Here is a 20,525-nt window from a genome sequence, read left to right on the forward strand (position 1 = left end):
ACATCTACATTCACTGCGTAACGCTCCTGACAAATATAGTAATCTACCGACAATAATTATAACATAAAACCTCCCTGAGAGGAGGTGACGTTTCAGGGAGGTTTTTCCAGATTCGATTTAGATTTTGTTTTTCTTTCTCTCTTTTATGGTGGTTTGTATATACTTCCGCTTCTTTTTTAATGCAGGGAGCTGAGTGAAAAAGGATTTCCATGCTGTGATTAACTGCGGCTCTCTTAGAAGCATATAGCCGTGCGCGGCAAGCTCATAGGGAAGAGAAATGAAGATTGTCTTCAGCATCGTTCGAGCAGGTTCATTCTTATAGATCATTTTGTAGCGGTTAATGTAAGATATTCGTCGGATGAACATCGCTTTGGTGCTGCGGCCAGACGTTTTCCAGCCACGTTCATGATACCCGATCGCCTCAGCATCATAGCAAGCTTGCCAGCCAAAGAGCTGAGCGCGCCAGGCGACGTCTACGTCCTCCTTATATGCAAAGAAGTCCGCATCAAAAAATTCACCATCGACACTAATGTCGTTGATCATCCGACGAGAATACACCGCAGCCGCTCCAGATACACCAATTACAGATCCAGACTGTGTCCATTGTGCTGCTGGCTCACCCGCACCGCGATCAAACGCACGCCGTGCTCTGTTCATACGGAGACCCGTGCTGTCTACCAGTCCATGATAGCCCTTTAGAAGAAGCTTTCCTGTGGCGCTGCCGATCTGTGGATTATTCTCCATCTGTGTGATAAGTCTGGAGATATAGTCTGGAGCCAGCGTTAGGTCAGGGTTAAGGACGAGCACGTAATCTGTCTCCGTTGCGGCTATCGCCTGGTTGTGGGCTGGGGCGAAGCCTGTGTTAAGCTCATTCTCCAGAAGGTCAATTGTTGGATATTGCTTTATCTCCCTTGCGGAGTTCATAGCTTCATGCCCCACCAAGAATGCAGCCGGTGAGTCCGATTTAAACTGGTGATAGAACGTTCTGACCTTATCCGCCGAACCATCAGTTGAAGCGTTGTCCACTACGACAATTTTTTTGACCAAATAATCCTGTGCCATAACTGCCTCTATACAATCTATGATGTCGTCAGCACTATTATAGGTGACGATATGTACACTAACTGATTTGTTGTTCATGGGTATCCTCGACTTTGTGATTTCTTGTTAACTACCTACTCCCTTCCTATTATAGCGAAAGAATACAAAAAACTCCCGCATCGTTATGAACGATTTGGGAGTTTCAATTGCTACTATCTTATTCTTTTAGCTCTAAGAGGAAATCTCTCAGGCCCTCACGCCAAGGTCGAATATCCTGAAAACCGTTCGTACGTAGCGATAGATGCTCCATCACCGAATTCCGAGGACGTGGTGCAGGTCTCGGGAACTGTTCCGTAGCGCATGGTTCAAGCTTAGCGGTGAATTTCAAACCCAATATATCCTCAGCCTCTGCAAAGATCGCCTGTGTAAATTCAAACCAAGTACATGAGTCACTATTTGACGCATGGTATACACCATACTTCTCAGTTTGGACAAGCTCAAGCAAGAAACGAGCTAAATCGACTGTATAGGTAGGCGAACCTTTTTGGTCATCTACGACTTGAAGCATTGGCTTTTCTTGACCAAGCTTTAGCATTGTTTTGACAAAGTTATTACCATATTTACCGTACACCCATGATGTGCGTACGATAAAATACTTAGAGGAAAGGGATTGAACTAACACTTCACCCGCACGTTTCGATTTACCATATATACTCTTAGGGTCTGTATTATCATACTCATGGTAAGATTGTACTCCCAAACCATCAAATACATAATCCGTACTAATGTACACCAGCTTAGCTCCAGCTTTTTCAGAAGCTAGCGCTACGTTTCGACTGCCCGTTGCATTGATTAAATAAGCTGCATCGATGTCACTTTCTGCCGCATCTACTGCCGTATGCGCAGCACAGTGAATGACAGCATCCGGTCCAAACTCACCAATAACCTGGATACACTGATCCAGATCGGTGATATCCATCTCCTGACGGTCGCAGCCCATTACATGGTGACCTTGATGCTGGAGTAGTAAAACAACATCCTGACCCAATTGTCCGGCCGCACCTGTAACAAGTACCTTCAGTTGAGCCATTATAGAGATTCTCCCAAACGATCGCCATACTGTAATTCAGCGTACTTTTGATATTCCCCTGATTGAATACGAGTCCACCACTCGCGGTTATTGAGATACCATTGGATGGTTTCTTTAATACCTGTTTCAAACGTATGTTTCGGCTTCCATCCCAGTTCGTTCATAATCTTGGTAGGATCTATACCATACCGGCGATCATGACCCGGACGGTCTTGAACATAAGTAATCAATGAATCAGGTTTGCCTAGTTCCTGCAATACCGTGTTTACAATATGCACATTCGTACGCTCGTTATTACCACCAATGTTGTAAACTTCGCCATTCACACCGTCATGAATGACTAAATCAATCGCGCTGCAATGATCCTCAACATACAACCAGTCGCGGATATTCATCCCATCGCCATAAACAGGCAACGCTTGATCAGCTAGTGCGCGGGAGATCATTAGTGGGATAAGCTTCTCAGGGAATTGGTATGGGCCATAGTTGTTTGAACAGCGGGTAATGTTCACGGGCAGTCCAAACGTCTCGTGATATGCCCGTACAAGCAAGTCCCCACCTGCTTTACTTGCGGAATAAGGACTGTTAGGAGCCAAAGGAGTTTCTTCGGTAAATAATCCAGTCGCTCCCAGTGATCCGTATACCTCATCCGTAGAAACCTGAACGAACTTGGTGACACTGTATTTTTTCGCCGCATCCAAAAGCACTTGTGTTCCAAGTACATTCGTCTTCACAAACACTTCCGGCTCCAAAATACTCCGATCCACATGCGATTCAGCCGCGAAATTCACCACTACATCAACACCTTGGCTTATCAGCGCGTCCATCGCCGCTACATCGGTAATGTCTGCCTTTACGAACTTGTGGTTCGGATGATTTTCAATTGACTTCAAATTTTCCAGGTTCCCTGCATACGTCAACGCATCTACGTTAACGATTTGATAATCAGGATGTTGATGCAGCATGTATAATACAAAGTTGCTGCCGATGAAGCCGGCTCCGCCGGTAACTAGCAGTTTCATTTATAGCCCACCTTTATTTCATTGAGATAAGATAATGTTTATATTTCGAAATTCAGTTCGGCGTCTTTCAGTAATGGATGACGTTGATCTTTATCCGATAATATCGGACTAGAAGTCGGCCAATCAATACCTAGCGCTGGATCATTCCATAATATGCCGCGATCATTCTCAGGGGAATAATATTCGTCCACCTTGTATAACACTTGGGTATTAGGGACCAACGTACAGAAACCATGTGCGAAGCCCTTCGGTACAAGAAGTTGGCGGTTGTTATATTCGCTAAGAATTACGCCGATCCATTGACCAAATGTAGGGGAATTACGACGGATATCAACGATTACATCGTAAATAGCACCGGTTAAGACACGGATTAATTTCGTTTGGGCTTTAGGATTCAGTTGGTAGTGAAGTCCTCGTAGGACACCAACCTCTGCAGAAAGGGATTGGTTGTCTTGAATGAAATTATAGTTTACTCCGAGCTTATGCATAATCTCTTCTTTGTAGCTTTCCATGAAAAATCCACGTTTGTCACCGTGAACCACAGGTTCTAAAATGCTCGCACCTTGTAGTTGTATGGGGGTAACTTTCATATTGCAAAACTCCTTCACATCTAAAGTTTCAGTTTTCCGAATTCTTCACCAAATAGAAGGTCTTGAGCCAAGTTATGTGCTTTAGCTAATGAGGCATGTGTACCTGCATCCGTCCACCAACCTTGAAGAACATCAAAAGTCAATTCTCCACGTTTAATATATGCATTATTAACATCAGTAATCTCTAATTCTCCACGTGCAGAAGGTGTAATCGTTTTGATAATATTAAACACTTCACTATCGAACATATAAATCCCTGTTACTGCATAACCAGACTTGGGCTCACTAGGCTTCTCTTCAATAGATAGAATCCGATTACCATCCAATTCTGGCACTCCAAAACGCTTAGGATCATGAACTTCCTGAATTAGGATCTTTGCGCCTTTCTTTTGCTCACGGAAATTACGTGCATAAGGAGCAATATCATCGGCAAATACATTATCACCAAGGATAACGATCATTTGATCATCCCCGATGAATTGCTCTGCCAAGTCCAAAGCCTGAGCAATTCCCCCTGCTTCATCTTGTACTTTGTAAGTAAAGCAAACTCCCATTTCACGTCCGCTACCTAATAGGTTAACCACATCGCCCATATGTTCTTTACCCGTAACGATGAGAATATCTGTTACATCAGCTTGCTTTAATTTATATACAGAATGAAAAATCATGGGGTACTTGCCTACAGGGAGAAGATGTTTGTTTGTTACCTTTGTTAATGGATATAAGCGTGAACCTGTACCACCTGCTAGAATTATGCCTTTCATTATATTGCCTCCATTCATTTACTTTTAATAATAAGTTTAGAAAGTGTGTAGGTAATCGGAATTGTCACTACAATAACTATTAAGGGTACGATTTGTTTCGATAGATTTAAATGCTCAACTAAAACATACAACATAAACAAATTAATTAAATACTGTACCAGATATACGATCGGAAACTTAAGAAACTTTCTAAATAAAACCTTTTCTTTAAATACAAAAACTGTATTCAAATAATAGGAAAGAAATATTCCAGAAATATAAGAAATTGTATAAGACATAGAATAACTAAGGAATCCAAGAAGGAGTAAATAGACCAGATATGTTGCTAATGTATTTATTCCTCCGCTAATGACAAATTTCAAAAATTGTTTACTCAAAAGTTTGGTCAACAACGTAGGATGGTCTTTCTCTACTTTCATCTAATATCCTCCAAAGATATTCACCTATAATTCCTAACATAATCATTATAATCCCTAATAAAAAAGTAATAAGAGCTATAATTGTAGTCCATCCTTGTAACTCAATGATACCAAAGACAGTACTAATTATAACAAAAACTCCATATAGAAAACTCAGAAAAGCTGTAACAAATCCAATGAATGACATGAAACGAATAGGTGTGTATGAAAAACTTACAAATGAATCAATAAAAAGCTTTACTTTCTTAGCAAGTGTCCACCTAGATTTGCCCAGTTTTCTTTCTTGCCTCACATAAGGAATTTGTACTTGATCATGTCCAAGCCAATAAATGAGACTCATAACACTCGTATTCTTCTCTTGAATCTCCAACACTTCTTGTACAACCTGTCTATCAATTAATAAGAAATCAAATCCGCCTTTCGGATATCCCTTTAATGCGAATTTTTCCAATAAAAAATAATAGGTATTTGAAAACATCTTCTGAGAGAAGGACTCTTCTCTATCTGCTCTTGTTCCAAGTACAACTTTTATACCTGTTCTCCAATGTTCTACCATCTCTTTAAACATTTCAGGAGGGTCTTGTAAATCAGCAGCTATAATACCGACACAATCACCAGTAGTATATCTTAAGCCCGCCTGTATAGCCGACATCGAGCCAAAGTTACGACTTAACTTAATAACTTTAATCCGGGAATCTTGTTCTTTAGCTTCCATCAATAAAGAAAATGAGTTGTCTTTTGAACCATCATCGACAAAAACAAATTCAAAATCACAATTGGGTATAATAGTCTCTAATTTCTGCAATCGTGGGATAGTATGTGGAATGTTTAACTCATTAAAGTATATAGGGACGACAATAGATAATTTAATACGTTCTGAAATCATTCACAACCTCCACAACTTTCTTCACATCTTCTAAATCCATTACCGGACTTATTGGGAGGCTAACAATTTCCGAATGGATTTTTTCAGAGATAGGGAAAGATAGTTCATTCCATTCTTTATATGCTTCCTGTTTATGAGGCGGAATAGGGTAGTGAATCATAGTTTGAATACCCTTTTGGGTCATATAGTTAATAAAATCAGTTCTATAGGACGTTCTAACTACAAATACATGCCAAACATGTGATTCCGATTTCTCCTCAACAAATGGCAATACAAGATTTTCATTATTGATATTATTCAAGTAATATGATGCGATAGTTCTTCTTTGACTGTTATCTTGATCTAGAAATTTTAATTTCTCACTCAAAATTGGTGCTTGAAATTCATCTAATCTGCTATTATAACCTTTAAAAATATTTTCATATTTTTTATGTGATCCATAGTTTCTTAAAGCATGAAGATTTGTATATAGGTTCTCATCATTAGTAGTGATGGCACCTGCATCTCCTAAGGCCCCAAGATTTTTACCAGGATAAAAACTGAATGCTGCAGCATCTCCCAAGTTTCCCACCTTTCTATCAGCATAAACAGCACCGTGAGCCTGCGCACAATCTTCGATTATCTTCAGGTTGTATTTTTCTGCAATACTCTTAATTGGCGTCATATTACACGCTTGACCATAGAGGTGAACAACTAGAATTGCCTTTGTATTAGGAGTAATACTTTCTTCAATTTTTTCAGGGTCTAGGTTATATGTTAGTAAGTTAGGTTCGACTAACACTGGTATTGCACCATTAGCGGATATGGATAATATAGACGCAATATAGGTATTCGAAGGCACAATAATTTCGTCTCCAGGACCGATATCATAAGCTCTAATTATTAATTCCAGAGCATCTAATCCATTAGCTACTCCCAGAGCAAATTTGGTGCCACAATAATCAGCAAATTCCGATTCAAAAAATTTAACTTCATCACCCATTATATACCATCCTGAGTGTAGAACTTTACGAACACTATTTAATATCGCTTCTTCATGACGTAGATTGATTTTCTTCAGATCGAGGAAAGGGATCATGTTTTGTTCACCTATTTCATAAATTTAATGTTGCTCAACTATAACTTCATCTTCCAGTAAGTATTGTTTATTACAAGCAGAACACAACAATTCATTACTGAGTTTCTCTCCACAATTACAAATATATCCTTTGAATTTTGCTGGATTACCATACCATAACGTATTGTTTGGAATGTTTTTAGTCACTAAAGATCCTGCTCCAATCATAGCGTACTTACCAATTGTATTCCCTGCTATAATTGTTGCGTTTGCACCTATTGAAACCCATTCCTCAAGCACAGTCTTCAAAAATTCAGTTGGGTACTGTTTGGAACGAGGTCTCAAATCATTAGTAAAAGTAACATTCGGACCAATAAAAACATTATTTTCTATTCTAACACCATCCCAAATATACACTCCTGATTTAACAGTAACATTATCGCCCAAGATTACATCATTTTCGATGAAGGTATGATCGTTAATATTACAGTTCGAGCCAATCACCGCATTCGGTAAGATATGTGCAAATGCCCAAATTCGAGTGTCCTCACCAATTTGCTCTGATTCGACAATAGCCTGCGAATGTGTAAAAAAATGTTTCATCCCCCATACACCTCTACAAATTTGTCATAGTCACGGATATAATCTGCTGAATCATATAAGTGGGAAGCGAGAACGAGTAATACACAATCAGATGAAAAATCATACATTTCATGCCAATCATTTGGTTCAAGAACGAGAACTTTGGTAGGAGAATCTAATAATATATCCGTTTTTCTTTTCGTATTATCCAAATAAACTTTACAGCTTCCTGATACGCTTATTAAAGCTTGTCTAGTTTTATAATGAGCGTGATATCCTCGGCGTATATTGGATAAAGTTCCATAAATATAAAACACCCTCTTAATATCAAAAGGAATTGTATTCTCTGCCTCAATGACAGTTAAATGCCCTCTTTCATCACCTAGCATGGTACTTTCAATGATAGAGCTTTCTAGGGCTTCACTTTCCATACTTATCATACCCTCTCATATTTCAATTCTTGTAATTATTAATTAATTCATGTTGTTGCTACTAATCATTTAAAAAAACTAATTTTCTTCACTTCAAAAGTTGACTGAGCAGGTGGATCTATCCGAATTGATATAAGATTATTCATCAATTGATTCCTATCACAATAAATCCTATTTATCCCTTTCTTCAATTCAATAATCCCACTGTACTTTTCGCTGTAATTATCATTCTCCTGAAGTAAGAATAATTGCATATCTCCATCAACACTAGAATTTATCTCGAAAGAAATGTAACTATAAGAATCCTTCTCAAGTTTATGACCAAGCGATATGGAAACATAGGGATCTAATTTACCTGCCTTTAAAATAAGTTCACTACTATCAGCCTTCTCTATTTCTAGATCATTATAATATTCTACTTTTTCAGTAATATTCAAATCGGAAATCATTTCTTTTTGGATTTTCGAGTCATCATAATGTAAATTCAGCTTATACTTGTCAGGATTTTCTGAGAGATTGACAATTATAAGATCATTTTTTAACGCCACGGAGCCTTTATGTGGCCAGATAGGCATAGAATCCGCGATTTTCAAGGCCTTTTCTCTTTGTTCTTCCGTTGGATCCAAATAATCATATCCTACAGATTTCATAAAATTACCAATTCTATTGTAATTTCCTCCATCCCATTCAAAAAAAGAAAACCCTAATACCTCTTGTTTAATAACATTTGCCCTTATTGGTTGCACATGCATACCCAGATAAACAACTGGGTATGGCGGTGTTTCTCCCAAGTCAAGATCCATTATTCTATATCCAATTTGATTGGCTATTTTCACATCTTCTTGATATCTATTATAATCGCTATAAAACAGTTGAGCCATTGACTGAGATTGATAGAAAACGGTAATTATCGTAAAGGATATAATTACAATCTTATAAATTTTTCTATCTATTATTATATAAAGTAAGTACCAACTTGCTGAGATAAATAACACTATAGCAAAACTTGCCCTAATTGGCATTGGAGATCCTAACAAAATAGACATCAAAAATGGTGAGATGATAAACACAAGGAATAATAAAACAATTATCCAATCGGTTCTTCTTACTTCAGAACGTATCAAAGCTTTACAGAAAAAGAATAACAAAAGCAAGATACTAACAATCATACTTGGTAATATAATATTACCACCATGAATGACATCTCCCATAACAATTCCTTTAATGTTGCCGAGCAAGTTTCTTATTATAATACTCGGAGTCTCTTTCCCCCAAAGAAAAAAACCTTCAACATAATCAGTCTTGGGAATATATAATGAAATCACTGTATCAATAATCTTATAAATTATAAGACTAACCACTGTAACAGTTAAATATTTCAAGATTATTAATAGATAATCTTTGAAAACAGCATTGATATTTTCTTTATGCAAAGATACTAAATTTATCAATGTAATTAAAATTACTCCACATATAAAAACTGGCAAAAAAGCTTGGTATATAGAAATTGATAAAATTAATAATAGTAGACCCATCATCATATAATATTTATCTTTTTTAAAAATTGCCCATTTAGCAATGAGTAACGTAGCCATTGAAACAAATATCCAACCAACTCCCAGTTCAAAACTCATTATAGAAAACCCTATATTTTCTGAATGGGCCGGAAAGCTTAAGAATAATAAAGCTACTATTAATCCACCAAAATCAAACTTTGTTTTGTTTTTACTAGTATTCAAACTACTAAATGCATAAGCCCATATCAGACTAGTAAAGCTGAGTGCCGATACAGATAAAAAAGTACTTGTAATAGAATTAGTTTGCCCACTAAAAAATAAAGTCTTTAGTATTGATATTCCAAAACGCCCCTGCATACTCCAAACAGTAATAGCATCTCCAACCCGAAATAAGGCGTTCTCTTCATCAATAGAAAGTGTATAGTGTGTTAATGGAAATCCGTAAGCAAATAGAGCAACAAAAAATATAAAAATACAAAGTAACTTATTACTTTTTAAATAAGAAAAAAATGTTTGAAATTCTTCACTCATTTCTAATGAACCTCTTTTTAAAGACCTCATTACTCTATCTCCTTTGTACCAACTTAATACCAAAAATATCATATATCTCTAGACTTTTAATGAATAGGACTTATCACTCTCTAACGAAAGATTTATATTATAATATGGATCTGCCTTAATAAACTCAGGCCATTTTTCTAGCATGTATTCAATTTCTTGCATAAACCTCGCCTTTTTCTCAGTTGTATCTTCAGCACCTCTAGTTTTTGATTCATGATGAAATAAGCTCACATTATTTAAGCAAACATTATAATATCCTTTATCAATTAATTTAAGACAAAAATCCACATCGTTGAACGCTACGGAAAGATCTTCTTCCAGTCCCCCAACTTCATTAAATACTTCTTTTCTTACCATTAAACACGCAGCTGTTACCACTGAACAATTACGATTTGTTAACAACTTACCAAAATATCCTGGATCGAATTCGTTACAGGTTCTAAAAGCGTGTCCAGCGACTCCACCAAGCCCCATAATTACACCTGAATGCTGTATAGTGCGATCTGGGTAATATAGCTTGGCTCCAACCGCTCCAGTATTAGGTCTAAGAGTGTAACCCACCATTTCCTCTAGCCAATTCGGACTTATAATTTCAATATCATTATTAAGTAGCAATATAAAAGAACCTTTAGATGCTTGGACAGCAACATTATTAATCTTCGAGTAATTAAATGGGATGTCCAAAGGAATTATGCTAAGCTTCTCATTTAAACGTTCTTCCCACTTCCGAAATAAGGAAAACGTTCCATCTTCTTTACTTCCATTATCTACAATTATTATTTCATAGTTACTATAATTCGTTTTACTAACAATAGATTCTAAGCAAAGATCTAGAATCCCACTTCCATCCTTAGTAGGGATAATAATTGAAACAAGAGGTTCATCTCTTAAATTGTAATGTACTCGATACATGTTAGGATAACCATCAATTTCTTGAACTTTACCATCTATCCCTCTTCTTTTAAGCGTATCTTCTAATGCTCTTACTCCAGCGAAGTGTGTATAATTCTTAGCGCCAGATCCAGAAGCTGTAGATTCAGGTATCGATCTCCAATGATAGAGGATTTTTGGCAAGTGATGTATGCGCTCAGTTAATTCTGTAAACCTTAATACTAAATCGTAATCTTGACTGCCCTCATAACCTTTTCTAAATCCACCTAACTGATCTACGATTTCCTTCCGATAAATACCTAAATGACACGTATACATATGAGAAAGAATCAGGTCAGGTGACCAATCCGGTTTAAAATATGGAGAATGTCTCTCGCCATTAACTCCTATTTTATCTTCATCTGTATAAATCATATCAGCGTCGGGATATGTATTTAATAGTTTCACCACCTCAAATAATGCCGTTGAAGCTAATTCATCATCATGATCTAACAATGCGATAAATTCTCCAGTTGCTACTTGAAGAGCTGAGTTGGAATTTTCTGAGATATGACCATTTGTCTTCCTAAATACAACTTTTATCCTTGCATCTTGCTCTTCATATTCTTTTAACACATTTTTAATATGCATTTTAGGTGAGGCATCATCTGAAATACACAATTCCCAGTTTGTATAAATCTGACCTATTACTGAGTCAATACATTTTCTTAGCCATACTTCATCCACATTATAGACTGGAAGAATGACTGATATTAATGGATTATAATTAAAACCCTTCATGCTTTCATTAGCCTCTTGATAAGCACTTGATGTAATAGCATTTCGAGTAAGCCACACTTGATAACTATTACTAGTATCTAGTTTATTTTCTTGTACAATTTTAATTTTTTGTTTCAAACCCGCTAACCCTTGGGCTTTATAAACAGTTAAAGCTTTGTGCAATAATATTTTGATTGTTTTTATGTTAAGTCCACGTTGTTTTAAAATATTCAGAATTGATTTTAAAATCAGATAGTGTTTCATTGTTTTTTTAATCATTACCTTTTCCATTTTAAACTCAAATTCCCTATCGCCTGGATCTAGTCTCAATTTTTTAACGCCAATGGGGATGTGGAAAACACTTTTATACTTACTATCACCTGCAGAAATGGAAGCCAAATTCATAGTTTTTTCTTCCGAAAACCCCGCACCATCATCCCAATATAGTTTAACTGGAATACTATCGCTGCTCACTGAATTCCAAGATATGATGTTCCAGCCGCAATAAAACTTCCCGTCCAAAATAAATGCTGGATCTGTACCTAATGAAATCCATGTTCCATTTACTTTTTTCAAATCAGATATGGGAAGGGGTTTCAAGTTTGTTCTAAAACCAAATACACCCGCAATTGCTGTCAAAATTCGACTAATTATGTCTGTAATCTTCAATACAATCCTCCTAAATTCGCTTCTGTTATTGTTATTTCCCTAATACTTTTCTTGCCTTAATAACTAATTTCCAAGCTTTGGATTTATAAATACTACTTAACTCATGTTCTTTTATTTCCAGTTCCTGAATCAACTTTTGTTTTTCTGTTTCATATAAGATATTTGCTGCTCTTAGATGCTCAATTTCATCATTTAATTTTTCATTTAACCTACCTTTATCCGCTAAATCATCAACGAGAGTTTCATTCATTCTTTGATAATTTTCGTTTTCTTTTTTCAATACTTGTTCATTCGCTTCTTTCATCTCTAATTGCTGCTTATATTCACTATTTATAGACGTAATTTCATTTTCTTTACTAACTGACATACTCACATATTGATTCACAATCTCAGTTATAGATAATTTCGATATATAGAATTCAATGCGCACTATATCCACTTCAGATTCAAAATTCAATATTATATTTGGATCATCTTTTTCAAACAAATAAACATTAGATTTTTTAATATCAAAATTACCTGACACTTGATATTTTATCTCAGTATCATTATTAGCCCCAATAAGTCTGAGATTATCAATTTTGTAAAAGCCACAGTAATCTGAAGGATCTATTCTAATACTTTTAATCACTTCAAAATCACGAAGATCGACTGTAATAAACTTCATTAATTCTTTATCGTTAAATTGAAAATTCTCACTATCTGACTCTGTAAAACCAGCTCCAGAATCTATAAAGATCTGAACTTTATCTACACATAAATCCCCTTCTTTATCTCCACCTATCATTGAGCAAAGATTATAAAATGTGTGTTCCATCATTTCTAACGTTTGCAATGTTTCTGAAGGAATTTCTGAAGATGTCTTAAATGATAAGTTTAGATTTCTTCCTTTTTCTAAAATAACAACTTTTCTATAGGAATCTTCTGTATAATCATGATCAAATATATGGGAGTTATAAAATCTATCAATTTCTTGGCGATAGACAGCCAATTCAGGGTTCTTCGCGGCAAAAAAGTGAATCCCCATCAACTTTTCCCAAATACTTATTCTTCCATGTCCAATCATCATATATTTTATATTTTTTAATTCGAGATATTCTTTAAGAGAGTCCTTATTAGGAAGTCCATTGTCCATATGTTCTTCTAACCATATAAAATTCTTTTTAAATAAACTCTTATAGACTGAATTCACTCTTGATTCCGCATCTATAGATTGTTCTGAATGAAAAGGCGCAGTAATAATACACACTTGTGAACTCACACGATATAATTCATCAATGAATTGATTTCGCTTTTCCAACGGGATATGTTCAAATACATCCAATGCAACAATTACATCATACTCATCATCTGGGAATTCCATATTTGTTGCATCGCCGAGAATATAATTCGGATCATGTTGTAGTTCTTCCGGTAGTTGAATATCTAAATAGGTTATCTTATCTATAGGCAAGAAATTTTCTAAGTTACGATGTTCATTAGCACCAACTTCAAGAATACGGAAACTTTCATCTCCACATCGCATTTCATTAATAATTTTCCGAATATTATTATATCTTTGATACTGATCAAAGAGAGTGTTTTTCATTTTGACACTTCCCATCTATGGTTCATATATATTAGCCCTTCAGAGATATATTTATTTGTTATAATAAAGTCCACAATATTCTCTTTATAGTGTAGACATACTATTCCTTCATTGTTGAATATCCCTACATCTATACAGAAAGTCCCACCAAGTAACGGTAAACTAGATATAATATATTTAACTCTATGTCTACCTAATTTATTCGGAATATCAATTTTTTCCAAGTGTGTATTTGGCCCGAATATATATTCTCGATCCGGGGTATAAATCGCTACACCCAATAATAAGTCTTCTATGACATCTTCATAGACTTCATATTCAACTTCCACTATTAGCTCATCAAAAGTCTTAAAGTTATTCTTGTTTAGTTCTACTTTTGTAATCGACGCTAATACATCGGGATTGGTTGGTCTAATAAAATCATCTTGTTGCACGACTGGGATTGGCTCATTTTCATTGTTAATCACGGTTTCCGTACTATGTTCAGTATTATATTTCATGAAATCTTCATATAGATCAGCAATTTCAGATGATTCGCCTGATGCTTGCACTATACCATCCTTAAGCCATACTGCTTTATTACAGAATCTCTTCACTTGCTCAGTTGCATGGGATACAAACAATATTGTTGTCCCCTTACTCTTCAACTCTTTCATTTTATCAATACATTTCGTTTGAAAACGTACATCTCCAACAGCAAGGGCTTCATCAACAATTAGTATATCAGGCTCTACATTAATAGAAACAGCAAAAGCCAACCTCGCAAACATACCGCTAGAGTAAATTTTTACAGGTTGCTCAATAAATTCACCAATATCAGCAAATTCAATTATATCATTCATTTTGATGTCAATTTCTTCACGACTGAAGCCCATCATCAGACCATTTAAGTACACATTCTCTTTACCACTGTACTCCGGATTAAATCCAGCTCCTAACTCCAAAATTGCAGATATCTTCCCCTTTACTTGTATAGACCCACTTGAAGGAGATAAGACTCCAGTTATTAACTTCAACAGTGTTGATTTACCTGATCCATTTTTACCTAGAATCCCGAGAGCATCTCCCTTCTCAACATTAAACGAGATACCGTTAAGAGCTTTGAATTCTTTGTGATAAGTTTTATGAGATATGGATAGTGCCTCTTTCAGGCGGTCTATGGGTTTATCGTATAATTTATAAGATTTTACAACATCTTGAATTTCGATTATCTCATTCAAAACTTCACTCCACCTTTACAACTTTATATTACATCTGCAAAATGAGGCTTTAACTTTTTCAAGCTCTTAATTCCAACTACAAGTGCAGTTAAGCAGAACATCCAAAAATAAAGAGTATAGTAGGGATGTTCTATAAAGGAAACCCCATAAATAAAAGTATCTCTATAGCCCTCTACAATATAAAACATTGGATTTAATTTAAAAACATTACTCCAAAAATTCGGTAGCATAGTGTATGACCATCCAATAGGTGTGAACCAGAAACCTATTTGCAAAATTATTATTATAATTTGATTTAAATCTTTAAAAAACAACACAATTGCAGATGTGACTAGCGATACCGAAAAGACAAGCATGATTGTACAAATTAAATAATATAACATCTGAAAACTGTATGAATCAGGGTAATATCCATATCCTGTATACATAACAAATATAAATAAAATGAAAAATAAATGTACGAATAAAGCAGATATAATCTTTACTATAGGAAGAAGTTCAATCTTAAATACAACCTTCTTGACAAGATAACTATACTCTGTGTACACATTTGTAGCACTAGATAGAGCCTCTGAGAAGAAAAACCATGGGATTATGGCAACTATAAACCACAAAATAAATGGAACATCCGATACACTACCACTTCGTAACCCTACCTGAAATACAAACCAGTAAGTTACAATGGTTAGTAGTGGTTGAATGAACCCCCAGACTATCCCCAAATAGGATGACGCATATTTAGTTTTAAAATCATTTTTAGCTAAGCTGAAAATCAGCTTTCTCCCCATAAATATCTCTTTCATAAATTTATAAATTTCTTTAATGGAGTTAATAACATACAGACTAATTAAAGTTGCAACCACACTACTTAATGAGACCAATGCAATATTCAGAAAACTATTTCCCTCTATTGCGGCATCCCGATGTGCTTTAATATCTAAAACCACAAACGGATCTGAATCAAGTACTTGTAGTTCTATCTGTTTTTCTATCTGTTTTTCTATCTGTTTTTCTTTCTGGCTTGTTATTTTCACTCCATGCTCTTGAGTTATTAGTTCATTAAGTGAGATGTTTACACTTGAGTTACCTTTTAACGTAACATCTTTAATCTTAACTATAGCCTTTTGATTCCCCATATCTAATCTAAGGGAGTATATATTCTTAGGTAAATCATACTTGAGATTTACCCAGTCTCCTTTTTGCTCATAGTTTTGATGAAGTGATTGTTCTTCTGTCCATTCCTGATCCTTATTCAGAATATAAAATAGTTGGTAATCATCAGGCTGGTTAGAATTCAGTTGAACCTCAAGAGTTAATTTGGTTTCATTTTTTTGATATGCAGTAAACATATTAAAGAATAAGACCACTAAGATAAGCCCCATTACTGCAAGTATTATTTTTCTGAATTTCATTCGTATACCCCTTCAATTATCAGGAAAATTTTGATTTTTTTCTAATTTTAAAGCTAACTATATTTGAAGACACACCGTTCTATCTAACTAAATTAAGGTAGATGGTATAAAAATTCATAAATGGTAAAAAAACAATATTTTATCTCATCTCACTTATTCATTTCGTATTAGTAGTAATAGAAGTTATGATTATGCTAAAATATTGTCGTACCTACAGGAAAAGGAGATTATAACGTGTCGAAACCAGTATACGGTAAAAACGCCGCTCAGTCGAGAAATGTTGAAAAGACAGCAAGTCCGATATGGGCCTTGGTTGTTACTTTTATTTTATTTTTATGTTGGGCCCCATTTCAAGTGGGATTATTTAACGGACAGCAGTTAGACTTCGAGAAGCCTATATATGTGTCAGCACTAGTAAGTGGACTTTTGCTGCTAGTCTGCGTTGGCTTATACTACAAAAAATTCAAACTAGATGAACAGAGGGACTTAGTAGCTTCAGCTTCAATATTACTGCCTCTGACTTATGCTCTATCATTGTTTGTCGCAGTTTCGCATTATATGGCGATGAATATGTTGTTTATTCAGAGCATGTATGTTGCAGTCTTCATTATAGCCTTTTATCTCTTGAAGCAAAAGCAAGTAAATGTTGTCATTCAAAATGCTATTCTAGCAATTGCTTATTTCATAGTAGGGTTTGGACTACTAAATTGGTTGGGGAGTAACAAACTAGCGGGAGCTCTAGTGGGTTGGTTCTCAAACACCGTAAGAAATAATATCTACTTAGATGCAGTAATGAAGGACTCTAACGGACTTCGTCTGACTTCGATCTTTCAATATGCAAATACCTACGCAGCGTTCTTGATGGCCTTTCTATTTGTAGCTATATTTGCTCTTATTCGCTCTAAAAAATGGTATGGAACGGTCACACATAGCTTTATGTTAGTTCCCATCATTGTATCAGTTTTATTAACATTATCTCGTGGTGGTCTTGTATTGCTACCTGTCGTATTTATATTGCTGCTGCTATTCCTGAAACCTGCACAGCAAATTCTCTGGATTGTTCATCTTGGTGTCGCTGGTATTGCTTCGTTACTCATTACGACTCCAGTGACTAACCTAGGATTAGAATTAAATACTAATTTCACTTCTTCCGGCGCCTTGAAAGGTTGGGGATATCTGCTTGGAGCTTCACTGGCTGTAGCTTTAGTATCTTGGGTCATTCAGAGGTTTGTTGCTCCTTGGCTAGAGAAGAAGCTTAGCAATTGGTCGTCGCGTAAACTGACAGGTCTATGGATTCCACTTGGTTCTGTTGCACTCGTCGGAATTGTAGCTTTCCTTCTAATAGGTACAAGCGCAAAAAATATCTTACCTAGCAATATGGCAACTCGTCTTGAGAACATCAACTTCCAGCAACATAGTGTTCTTGAGCGGATTACTTTTTATAAAGATGCGATGAAGGTAGTTAAGGATTATCCGATTCTTGGTGCTGGTGGTGGTGGATGGTCCTCATTATATGAGCACTATCAAAACAACCCTTACACTAGCCGACAGGTGCATAACTTCTTTTTACAATATTTAATAGAAGTTGGGATCCTTGGTTTCATCGTATTTATGGGATTCATTTTGTATATTTTCTATAAATATATCCGTGGGTATATGAAACGGGATAAAAATGATTTTGAGAATGGCTTCTTTTATCTAATTATTGCTCTATCTATTCTTGTGCACAGTCTACTAGACTTCAATATGAGTTATGCCTTTATGGGAATACTCGTCTTCCTTGGACTGGCGGGAATGGCAGTTGTCATGGATAGTAAAAAGCTACGTAAAAGTTGGAATAAAACTGGTTTGCGGCTTGGATATTCCGCTGTTCTCACAGTAGGAACTGTATTCTTGATATTCCTCTCGATTAGCTATATTGGTTCCAGTAATGCAGCCCTAAAGGGTAAAAATCTAATCGGGGTTAGTAATTCTTACGAGGAAATTAAGAAACCATTAACTGAGGCTTTAAAAACACGTCCAGGTCATCCAGAATCAGTCTTGTACCTATCCTCGTTAGATCTACAGGTCTTCAAGCAGAATCAGGATGAACAATTTCTAAATGAGGCTTATAGTGTACTGACACGAGCACTAGAGGACGAGCCATACAACAAAAATATTTTAACTCAATTAGTAACCTATTATGACCTAAAAGGTCAAAATGATCTTGCATACGGTGTTTACCGTGATAATGCTGATAAGTTCAACTGGGATATTAGTTGGTATGATACTCTCATCAGCCGTTCCCTTGCATTAGGTCAACAAGCACTTAATCAAAAGGATGAGACAAAGAAACAAGCGTATTTCAATGAAGCTCAAGAAGCATATAATCATGTTCTTGCTGGAATAGAACATCTGAAGACCCTTCCACCAGAACAACTGCAAGGGCGTCCTTTCTCAGTAACGCCAACTATCGCTTTAAACGTTGGCAAAATGCAACTTTTATCCGGACAAGAGGATGCAGCCAAGACAACTCTGAAGCTTAATTCGGATCCTAATTACACGGATATTATGAATAGTGAAACTCCATGGAATATTGATTGGTACAGTTCACTCATCAGCCGTTCTTTTGATTTAGGACAAGCGGCTTACGCACAACAAGATAATGAAGATAGATTAGAAAATATGAAAGCTGGCTTTGCCGTTGGGCTATTGGCCTACAATCAGGTACTTGCGGATAATGAACTTTCCAAGACTCTTGCTCCAGATGTGAAACTGAAGGTAGGAAAAATGCATTATATGTCTGGACAGCTACAAAATGCAGTCTCCATCTTGAAACCGGCCTTAAGCCAAGATTTTACAGATGCAACCAATCGTGAAATTGCTCGCTGGTATCTTGCTACATTGAAGAAATCAAACAATGAAGATCAAACAATTTATGATAAGCTGATCGCAGCTGATCCTGCGGAAGCAGCACAGATCGAAGCCATCGCAAATTCACAATTTTAAAAAAGAAAGAAATCATAAAAGTGCGCCACTGTAACAACAGTGGCGCACTTTTTTCGATAATATAAGTCCTACCTATAATCCAGCCTTAGCAACTTCGCTATCTACAAGCTCTTTCATATAGCGAAGTAAGTCATCTTTAAGCTCTTCATGCTGAAGTGCATAATGAATAGTGGTCTGAATGAAGCCCATCTTCTCACCAACATCATGGCGTTTGCCTTCAAAGTCATAAGCTATAATCCGCTCCACTTCACTTAAGCGGGAAATGGCATCCGTCAGCTGGATTTCTCCACCTACACCTACCTGCTGCTCACCAAGCATATCAAAGATGCGTGGAGTCAGGATATATCTTCCTAGAATCGCTAGATTAGAAGGAGCATCTTCTCTCTTCGGCTTCTCTACAAGGCGATTGGCCTTATAGACCCGCTCAGCCAACTCAGTTCCATCCACCAATCCATAGCGGGAAACTTCTTCCCAAGGCACAGGTTGGACACCTACAATAGAGGATTTGTACTGCTCATATACTTCCATCATCTGTTTGAGACAGGGTTTCTCCGACTCAACAATATCATCACCTAGCAGAACAGCAAATGGCTCATTTCCAATGAATTTACGTGCACACCAAATCGCGTGACCGAGACCTCTTGGTTCTTTTTGGCGAATGTAATGGATATCAGCCATCTCAGAGGATTTACGAACGGATTCAAGAAGTTCCCACTTCTGCTTCTCAGCTAAGTTAAATTCCAGTTCAAAAGAATTATCAAAGTGGTCTTCAATCGCACGTTTACCTTTACCCGTCACGATAATAATATCCTCGATTCCGGAAGCAACTGCTTCTTCGACAATATATTGGATCGTCGGTTTATCTACTATTGGTAACATTTCTTTAGGCATTGCTTTGGTTGCAGGCAAAAAACGGGTACCAAGACCTGCAGCGGGGATAATGGCTTTACGGATCTTCATCACATTAACTCCTTCTGTCGGTTACTCTTCCATCTAAAATACTCTGTATAGTAAAATTACATACTTCCTTCAATTATA

The 20,525-nt window shown here is 36.3% G+C and carries 17 protein-coding genes; 1 reads left to right on the forward strand and 16 read right to left on the reverse strand.

What is annotated here, in order from left to right; all coding sequences use genetic code 11:
* Positions 1-117 precede the first annotated feature (117 nt).
* From CA600_RS14380 to CA600_RS14450, 15 genes are all read right to left on the reverse strand, one after another.
* A complete protein-coding gene (locus CA600_RS14380; RefSeq protein WP_094870818.1) occupies positions 118-1,140 on the reverse strand; it encodes a glycosyltransferase family 2 protein in 1,023 nt (340 codons plus the stop codon).
* 118 nt (positions 1,141-1,258) lie between these two features.
* Positions 1,259-2,122 (reverse strand): dTDP-4-dehydrorhamnose reductase, encoded by an 864-nt coding sequence (gene rfbD, locus CA600_RS14385; RefSeq protein ID WP_094870898.1) that lies wholly within the window; start codon positions 2,120-2,122, stop codon positions 1,259-1,261.
* 8 nt (positions 2,123-2,130) lie between these two features.
* The gene (gene rfbB, locus CA600_RS14390; protein ID WP_094870821.1) at positions 2,131-3,153 is read right to left on the reverse strand and encodes a dTDP-glucose 4,6-dehydratase; all 1,023 of its coding nucleotides are present in this window, start codon (positions 3,151-3,153) and stop codon (positions 2,131-2,133) included.
* Positions 3,154-3,191: 38 nt separating this feature from the next.
* Positions 3,192-3,743, reverse strand: coding sequence for a dTDP-4-dehydrorhamnose 3,5-epimerase (gene rfbC, locus CA600_RS14395; protein ID WP_094870823.1), 552 nt, complete (start codon positions 3,741-3,743; stop codon positions 3,192-3,194).
* A 20-nt stretch (positions 3,744-3,763) separates the two neighbouring features.
* Positions 3,764-4,507: a sugar phosphate nucleotidyltransferase gene (locus tag CA600_RS14400; RefSeq protein ID WP_094870825.1), complete on the reverse strand. Its 744-nt coding sequence runs from the start codon at positions 4,505-4,507 to the stop codon at positions 3,764-3,766.
* Positions 4,508-4,521: 14 nt separating this feature from the next.
* Positions 4,522-4,926 (reverse strand): GtrA family protein, encoded by a 405-nt coding sequence (locus CA600_RS14405; RefSeq protein WP_094870827.1) that lies wholly within the window; start codon positions 4,924-4,926, stop codon positions 4,522-4,524.
* Positions 4,877-5,812 carry a glycosyltransferase family 2 protein gene (locus tag CA600_RS14410; RefSeq protein WP_094870829.1) on the reverse strand — a complete coding sequence of 312 codons (936 nt, stop codon included), beginning with the start codon at positions 5,810-5,812 and terminating at the stop codon, positions 4,877-4,879. The genes CA600_RS14405 and CA600_RS14410 overlap by 50 nt, the downstream gene beginning before the upstream one ends.
* On the reverse strand, positions 5,793-6,890 hold the full coding sequence (locus CA600_RS14415; RefSeq protein ID WP_094870831.1) for a DegT/DnrJ/EryC1/StrS family aminotransferase: 1,098 nt from the start codon (positions 6,888-6,890) through the stop codon (positions 5,793-5,795). The genes CA600_RS14410 and CA600_RS14415 overlap by 20 nt, the downstream gene beginning before the upstream one ends.
* A 24-nt stretch (positions 6,891-6,914) precedes the next feature.
* On the reverse strand, positions 6,915-7,472 hold the full coding sequence (locus tag CA600_RS14420) for an acyltransferase (RefSeq protein WP_094870832.1): 558 nt from the start codon (positions 7,470-7,472) through the stop codon (positions 6,915-6,917).
* The gene (locus CA600_RS14425; RefSeq protein ID WP_094870834.1) at positions 7,469-7,882 is read right to left on the reverse strand and encodes a sugar 3,4-ketoisomerase; all 414 of its coding nucleotides are present in this window, start codon (positions 7,880-7,882) and stop codon (positions 7,469-7,471) included. The genes CA600_RS14420 and CA600_RS14425 overlap by 4 nt, the downstream gene beginning before the upstream one ends.
* A gap of 65 nt (positions 7,883-7,947) precedes the next feature.
* A complete protein-coding gene (locus tag CA600_RS14430) occupies positions 7,948-9,960 on the reverse strand; it encodes a glucosyltransferase domain-containing protein (protein WP_179281621.1) in 2,013 nt (670 codons plus the stop codon).
* Between the two features lie 48 nt (positions 9,961-10,008).
* Entirely contained in the window at positions 10,009-12,279 is a 2,271-nt protein-coding gene (locus CA600_RS14435) for a glycosyltransferase family 2 protein (protein WP_256989853.1), read from the reverse strand.
* 31 nt (positions 12,280-12,310) lie between these two features.
* A complete protein-coding gene (locus CA600_RS14440) occupies positions 12,311-13,867 on the reverse strand; it encodes a methyltransferase domain-containing protein (protein WP_179281622.1) in 1,557 nt (518 codons plus the stop codon).
* Entirely contained in the window at positions 13,864-15,087 is a 1,224-nt protein-coding gene (locus CA600_RS14445) for an ABC transporter ATP-binding protein (protein WP_094870840.1), read from the reverse strand. The genes CA600_RS14440 and CA600_RS14445 overlap by 4 nt, the downstream gene beginning before the upstream one ends.
* A gap of 23 nt (positions 15,088-15,110) precedes the next feature.
* Positions 15,111-16,499: an ABC transporter permease gene (locus CA600_RS14450; protein ID WP_094870842.1), complete on the reverse strand. Its 1,389-nt coding sequence runs from the start codon at positions 16,497-16,499 to the stop codon at positions 15,111-15,113.
* Positions 16,500-16,733: 234 nt separating this feature from the next.
* On the opposite strand from CA600_RS14450, the gene CA600_RS14455 reads away from it, so the two are divergent.
* Positions 16,734-19,487 (forward strand): O-antigen ligase family protein, encoded by a 2,754-nt coding sequence (locus CA600_RS14455; RefSeq protein ID WP_094870844.1) that lies wholly within the window; start codon positions 16,734-16,736, stop codon positions 19,485-19,487.
* Between the two features lie 72 nt (positions 19,488-19,559).
* Here the strand turns inward: CA600_RS14455 and galU are convergent, their stop codons facing one another.
* The gene (gene galU, locus CA600_RS14460; RefSeq protein ID WP_042131276.1) at positions 19,560-20,447 is read right to left on the reverse strand and encodes a UTP--glucose-1-phosphate uridylyltransferase GalU; all 888 of its coding nucleotides are present in this window, start codon (positions 20,445-20,447) and stop codon (positions 19,560-19,562) included.
* Between the last annotated feature and the right edge of the window lie 78 nt (positions 20,448-20,525).

It is taken from the genome of Paenibacillus sp. VTT E-133280 (assembly GCF_002264385.1).
Lineage (GTDB): Bacteria > Bacillota > Bacilli > Paenibacillales > Paenibacillaceae > Paenibacillus_AQ > Paenibacillus_AQ nitricinens.